3 protein-coding genes are annotated in these 7,272 nt (G+C 55.7%); 2 read left to right on the forward strand and 1 reads right to left on the reverse strand.

From position 1 onward, the window contains the following. The first annotated feature begins 64 nt into the window (after positions 1-64). Positions 65-745: an ABC transporter permease subunit gene (locus tag NKI18_RS13505; protein WP_023721020.1), complete on the forward strand. Its 681-nt coding sequence runs from the start codon at positions 65-67 to the stop codon at positions 743-745. Then, entirely contained in the window at positions 742-1,512 is a 771-nt protein-coding gene (locus NKI18_RS13510) for an amino acid ABC transporter ATP-binding protein (protein ID WP_352452513.1), read from the forward strand. Before NKI18_RS13505 ends, NKI18_RS13510 begins: the two co-directional genes overlap by 4 nt. A 57-nt stretch (positions 1,513-1,569) precedes the next feature. Here NKI18_RS13510 and NKI18_RS13515 read toward each other — a convergent pair whose 3' ends face one another. Continuing rightward, positions 1,570-7,080, reverse strand: a complete 5,511-nt coding sequence (locus NKI18_RS13515; protein ID WP_353019863.1) for a PDDEXK-like endonuclease domain-containing protein — start codon at positions 7,078-7,080, stop codon at positions 1,570-1,572. Positions 7,081-7,272: the final 192 nt, after the last annotated feature.

Below are 7,272 nucleotides of genomic sequence, written 5' to 3' on the forward strand. Positions count from 1 at the left end.
TCTTTCGACGGCCCGCCGCTTTCGCGTGATATGAGCGACGGCAATCTGGCAAGGAGGAGCCTTCGTGCCGCATTGGCTGCAATTGATGCTGGAATCCCTGCCTACGCTGCTGTGGGCTGCACTGATCTTCACCGTGCCGTTGACGCTGCTGTCGTTTGCATTCGGTCTTGTCCTAGGTCTGGTTGTGGCGCTTGTCCGGCTGTTCGGTCCCAAACCGCTGGTCGCCGTGGTCCGCTTCTACGTCTGGATATTCCGCGGCACGCCGCTTCTCGTGCAACTGTTCCTTATCTTCTACGGCCTGCCATCGGTCGGCATCCTGCTCGACGCCTTTCCGGCAGCACTGATCGGCTTCACCTTGAACATCGGTGCCTATTCGTCGGAAATCATCCGCGCCGTCATCGGTTCGGTGCCCAAGGGCCAGTGGGAAGCGGCCTATTCGATCGGCATGACCTGGGCCCAGGCAATGCGGCGCACCATTCTTCCACAGGCGGGGCGCGTCGCCGTGCCGCCGCTGTCCAACACCTTCATCTCGCTGGTCAAGGACACTTCGCTCGCCGCCGCCATCACCGTGCCGGAGATGTTCCAGGCAGCGCAGCGCATCGTCGCCACCACCTATGAGCCGCTGATCCTCTATGTCGAGGCAGCGGCCCTCTATCTGGTCATGAGCTCCGTGCTGTCGGCCTTGCAGGCGCGGCTGGAAACGCGGCTCAACCGTTATGGCGGCTTCCTGGAGGCGCGCGCATGATCGGCCTCACCAACATCGAAAAGCGTTTCGGCGACAATTTGGTGCTGAAGGGCGTGACCGTCACCATCGAGGAAGGCAGCGTTACGGCGCTTGTCGGGCCGTCGGGCGGAGGGAAGAGCACGCTTTTGCGCTGCATTAACCTGCTCGAGCTGCCGACTTCAGGCACGGTACGGATCGGCGACGATGCACTCGAATTCCACCCCGGCGGCAGGGTCTCGACCAGGGATATCCAGCGGCTGCGGCTGCAGACCGGCATGGTGTTCCAGAATTTCCAGCTGTTTCCGCATCGCACTGCGATCGAGAACATCATGGAGGGGCTGGTGACGGTGCTGAAATGGCCCAAGGAGAGGGCGCGCGAACGGGCGCTGGCCCTGCTCGAAAAGGTCGGCATGGCGCACAAGGCCGATGCCTGGCCGGCGACGCTGTCAGGTGGCCAGCAGCAGCGTGTGGCGATTGCCCGGGCGCTGGCGCCTTCGCCGAAGGTCCTGCTCTGCGACGAGCCGACCTCTGCACTCGATCCGGAACTGGCGCAGGAGGTGGTCGACGTGCTCGGCAAGCTCGCCAGCGAGGGCACGACCATGGTGATGGCGACGCATGACCTGCGGCTCGCCTCCAAGATCGCGCGGGAAGTGGTGTTCCTCGATGCCGGCAACATCGTCGAACAAGGCCCGGCCGCGGTGCTGTTCAGCAACCCGGAACGCCAGCGGACCAAGCGGTTCATCGCCACGCTGAAGCACGAGGCGGAAAGGGAGGGCGGCGAAGGTTAGATATGCCCGTCGCCGGTCAGCTAAGACAAAAAAACCCGGCGCAAGGCCGGGTCGGGTTTACCCGCCCTTATTCAGTTTTTCGACGACGGCTTTTCGAATGCGGCTGCCGAACAACACTTCGAACTCATCGTCGACTTCGCAACCGATCACCGATTTTGCCAAAGGAGCTGATGCATTTACCAGCCCCCTCTCCGGAGCGCTCGGTAGGGTGACTATCTTGAATTGAAAAACATCATCCGCCTTATCCATGTAACGAATGCGCACTGTGTCGCCCAATTGAGCTCCGGCGCGTGATGTGGCTGTACGCGTGGTTTGCGGTGTCTCCAGAGTGGCGACGCTCTGTTCAAAAGGCAGGGTCGTTTGACTAAGAGTGGAGTTCTGCCCGCCGTTGCGTTGATCCGGACGAGCGATCGTTGGCTCGCGACCATCAGAGATTGGCATTTGCCTTGGGGGAGCAGGCGTTGGGCTGGCGGTTGTTTTCTTTAAATCTTCTTTGAGCACCTTTACTCGCTCGGTGATAGCAGTTCGCAGCTTGTTGGCTTCTTCGCGAGGGTTTGCGAACCAATCTGTCGACCATACCCGATAAAGATGCCACCCGAGATTTTCGAGGATTTCTTGTCGATGCCGATCGCGGTCGCGAGCAGATCGTGACGAATGGTATGTTGCACCGTCGCATTCGACACCAAGGATATAGCCATACGGCCAAGCGGGATGCCGCACTGCAAGATCGATCGAATAGCCGTCCACGCCGACTTGGCAATCGACAAGGCAGCCGATCGATCGGATCTGGCTTGCTACATAGTTTTCCAGTGGAGAGTCGAATGCATCGTGAGTGCCACTGTCCGCCACATCCAAGGGCGCGCCGGCTGAATACTCCAGCCAACGCTTCAGCATCCAGGCGCCGGGATTTGAGGTCTGGTCCGCAGTTATGTCGGCACCGGTCATTGAGGTGAAAGTGACAATCTGGTCCCGTGCACGCGAAAAAAGGACATTCAGCCGCCGTTGCCCCCCAATGCCGTTTATCGGCCCGAACCGCTGGTGCGGTTTTTTGCCAGCGGCGGGAGGTCCATACACCGTCGAAATGAATATAACATCGCGCTCGTCACCCTGGACGTTTTCGAGGTTCTTGACGAAAAAAGCGTTTAGGCCGACGTCGCGCTCCTTCCAACGTTCGACGTATTCAAATGCGATCTTGTCGCGGGCAATTTGATAGTCGAGCAGTTCGCGAATATGCTCGGCCTGCGATTTATTCACCGCTACAATGCCGAGCGAACGTTCTGGGTGTTTTCGCATCAACACCAGCGCATGCTCTACAACGTTGTGGGCCTCAATGTCGTTTAGGCCGGCTTTGTAAATTCCGTTTGTCTCTACCAGCGAAACGCCGGTGGACTTGTCTTCTTCATTCGGCGACGGAAACACGACAAGATTGTCGTCGTACATAATGCGATTTGAAAATCGAATCAAAGCTGAATTGCGCGAGCGATAGTGCCACCGCAACATGCGCTTCGGTCGGAAGGTGGCATTTGCCATTTCGAGAACAGATTCGTCAGTAACTGGATCGGCATCGTCATCCTCCTCCTGATCATCGAAAACCTGATGGAAGAAATTCGTCGGCGGCAGCTGCTTGGTATCGCCAACGACCATTGCCTGGCGGGCGCGAAACAGTGCTCCAATAGCATCCTCGGGGGGCATCTGGGATGCTTCGTCGATTATGCAGAGATCGAACTCTGCAGACCCCTTGGGAATGTACCGCGCTACTGCCAACGGTGACATTATCCAACACGGTTTCAGGTCTAACAGTGCGCGAGCAGCTTTACGCATGATCTCACGAACAGGCTGGCGAATCCGCCGCTTGTCAGCTAGGTGCTCAATCAAACCCATTTCGGTGAAATCGCCGACGCGACCACGACTAATGCCGGATGCCGGACGCGATTCGGCGATGAGTTCGGCTCGCAGGGCTTTGCGTGACAAGGAACGGACTTCATCATCCGCAGCCTTTAATGTCTTCCGCAATTCATCCATGCGGACACCGGAATATTCGTGCAATCCTCGCCCGTAGTAGCGATAGATTCGTTCAGCGGATGCGCGGTTGATCAGGGCCTGAAGATTAGAACCGAGGTTTCCGGCGACTGTTCCGGACCCATTCAGCCTATTTATTGTCGTTAGAACACCGGCCTGATCCAGTGAAGATGATAATGAATTAATCTCGACATGGCGGCGGAGTCCTGTCCGGTCTTCCGCAGCAATTTTAACCACGTTGAAGACTTCTGACGGCGTTTTGCCGTGGAGCGGCTCTACAAAATTACCTTCAGCCGTCTGATCCAACTCCTCCAATTTGCTGTTGGCAATAACGAAAAGATCCAAAATACCGTTCGCCTCATGACGCAAACTAGACAAGCGGTTCTGGCGACATGCTCTTCGTAGACCATCGGCCATTTCGCCGGCAGACGAAATTATTTCACCCGCAGAGACATAAGGCTCAACATCATCAACGGGTGTTCGCCAGCCGGCAAATCTTTTCCCTAGGGCAGTTTGCATATTTTTGTCATTGTCCAACTCGTCACATTCGACGCCGAACTTCTGGACGCCCTTGGCCAGGCCGGGCAAATTCTCCACTGCGATAGATGACAGATTCTTCAATGCAGGCAGTAAGGGGAGAAGTGATTTCAAACCTTCACTATAGCGCTCGGCTTCGTCTTTTCTCTTATGGTGTAACCTGGTGACATCGCCAGCGCTCCAATCGCCCGATATCTCGGGAAGGATCGGTAACTCCGATAAGACATCAGTTTCCGCGGTCTTCAGAAAATAGCGTAGCTCTCGCTGCTCCACATGGGGAAATTGCGCGGCCACGGCTTCATAGAAATTGGCGAGTTCGGCAAACAGCGAAAAATCGGTTTCCAGTCCGTTGAATTGTACGCCGAAAACCCCGGTGTTTCTCGCACGTTCCAAGAATGCATCCGACTCTTCGGCTAGAGAAACCGCCTTCTCCAAATCAGCTAGAGCCTGAAATCTGTTAAACTTGCTCCGGCGAGAGACGGCTGCATATCGTCTCTTGGCTTCCCGGTACGAGGCCGTCAAAAAGGATAGCCGCCCGGCATTCCGAATGCATACGAGTGCAGATGACAACGCTGAGCCGTTTATCTGGCTGACGCGCAATACGTCGGTCAATTCGGACTTTTGTTGCTTTAAGTCGATGCCGCTGCGCACCAGGTCCGCGAGAGTCGCGACGGCTGCGGCATCTTCGAGCCGAGCCGACCGCATGCGCAAGACCGTTGGACTAGTCGCGGAAATAAGATTTCTCGACCGAACGATATCCCCAAGGGGCCATCGCTCGGATTCAGGACAATGCTTGATGAAACGCTGGATAACTTGCTCGACGCGAGCAATTGAGGCAACCGCTCCATGAAGCGTTTCTTGGCGTCGGGTGAGGCGGCTAACGTCCAGAGTGTCGAACCCGTAGTCAGCGCAAATTTTGTAGATCGACTCGATCATCCCATCTGCGTTTTTCTCTGCCGGCTCGACCAGAGTTTCTGCAAGCTCGACAGAGGTCTTCTGGCAATTACGACAACCGGTCAGGAAACTACGCAGCGCCCCAACATCTTTCCAGCAAAGCAAGGATGAGTGGTCCCCCGCTGTCTCTATTTCAATAATTTCCGCGAGCGATGAGAGGATCTCAACAAGCTGATCATGCGTTTCAGCTGTTCCGTAGCCGGCAAGCTTGTAAGCGGACAGAGCCGCTTGCCTGTTCGCGACATCTTCAAACGCTTCGGCTACGAGCCTGGCTTGATCGAGTATCCGATCAATGACGAAGGGGCTTGGATTGATCCCACCGGCGAATTGCCAAAAAGACGGAGCGTTTTTTGCCTCGGAGAACAACGTGCCTAAACGTGACGCATCGGCAGCAAGTTCAGTGATTTTTGCGGCAGAAAAATCCGTCTCAGGCAAATGGTGATTCAATACTATATCTTTAGGAACTGAATCCAGATTCTTTGCCGTTGCAATGGCGTGACCAAGAAGTTCGTGAACGGTAATAGCGGTGTGGTTCCATTCGCTTCCCAATACCTCGACGTATTCGGATAGGCTGTCGCGCGCCGCTGAAAATCGATCAAGTTGTTGTTGCAACTCTCGTGGCCGTTGCGCACGTAGCCCCAGTCTATCGCGAATCGACTCCATAAATTCTTCGCGAGACGAGCTCCCAGCCAATAATGGCAGGACGAATTCTCCAAGGCCTACCTCGTCCAGCCGATTCTTGACCACCTCCAGCGCTGCGGACTTCTCGGCAACGAACAGCACTCGCTTTCCAGCCCCAAGCGCTGCAGCAATTGCGTTAACGATCGTGTCGGACTTGCCTGTGCCAGGCGGCCCCTCAACGGCAAGGTTCTTGCCTTTTGCGAGATCGACAAGGACGCTGAACTGCGAGGAATCGGCCTTCTTGACCACGTAGCGGACGCTAGCCTCGATGTCCCGGTCATCCACGTCATATTCTTCCGCTAGTGCGCCGTCCGCTGGGCGATCCGAACCTACTAGAATGTTTTCTAGGGTGCCATTCTCCGCAAAGTCGGTTTCTGAAGTGTCCAGGTCGGCATACATCGACATGCGCGCAGCCGGGAAAACACCGAACACGACCTGTCGCCGCACCCGCCAGGGTAGCTTTCGATGATTTGTTTCGCCGAGCACCTCGAAGTAATCCTCGACAGACCCGCCGTCATAATCGGGGAGTTCGATCGCAAACTCTCGGGATAGCTTCTCCTTCAAAGCAAGATTGAGTTCTGCCTCGTCGCCAGTGCCTTCTGTCCAATAAACCGGACCTTCCGCAGTGCGCTTCAGAGTGATCTTCACTGGCAAAAGAATGAGCGGCGATAGAAAAATCCGACCATCTGCCCGCGCCGGATCCTTCCACTCCAAGAAACCGATTGCCGTCCGCAGGACGCTAATGCCAGTTTCCTGCTCGACAGTTCTGGCCTTGGATATGATGCCGTTTAGCTTCCGTTCGAGATCAGGCGGCAGCAAGAGAGTCTGGATATGATCATCTTCGTGCCGCCCGTCTTCATGCTGCTCTTGCGGCGCAGGAAGGTCATAGCTCGCAGAGATGCCATTGTTCTTCGCGTGTTGAACAACAGATTCGTCTTTGCGTGTGATGCGCATTGGCATTCCGAGTTGCGCACGTAGGCGATCCTTTAGTTCGCGCTCTAATCTCCGAACGTCGTCAATATAACTTGGGTCTTCGGGATCTAACTGTGCCATAGAATCTGTGAAGGCCTCGTCGCTCCGATAGGCCATCGTGTAAGCTTCAACGAAAGAAGATGGTTGCTCATCCTTGCTGTCTTCACCAAACGGGGGCAGCGGTGAGAACACCATTTTCTCGCCGTTTGTCAGCCGGAAATAAAGTGCTTCCGGCAACTCGTCGACCACTCTCACATGGCTGGTCGAGCGTGCATGAAAGCTCATGGAGATGAGCGGATTTCTAGGCGTAAGATCGAGAAGACGCGGACGGATCTCTTCGATCTTTCGCGCGACCAATTTTGAGAATTGGCCTGCGTCTTTTCGGCCAGATGTTCTGGGTGCCATTTATGGAAGCTCTAGGTTGATTCTTTGGCGATAGGTATAGGGTCGCGCGTTTGGTTTCCTGAGCTTTAATCTAGGCCACCACAGGTTATTCTAGAGCCTTTCACGTTTTGATGGAAGCGTAGCCGGCGTTTGCGAAGTAGTTGTTGCATTCGGTTGCCTCGATCGTTTCAACGAGGTGGCCGATGTGGCGCC

Origin of the sequence: Mesorhizobium sp. M0800 (assembly GCF_040320095.1) — a bacterium.
GTDB lineage: Bacteria > Pseudomonadota > Alphaproteobacteria > Rhizobiales > Rhizobiaceae > Mesorhizobium.

Coding starts and splice junctions, on each gene's coding strand:
- NKI18_RS13510 (WP_352452513.1), top strand. CDS start 742: ATGATCGGCCTCACCAACATCGAAAAGCGTTTCGGCGACAATTTGGTG.
- NKI18_RS13515 (WP_353019863.1), bottom strand. CDS start 7,080: ATGGCACCCAGAACATCTGGCCGAAAAGACGCAGGCCAATTCTCAAAA.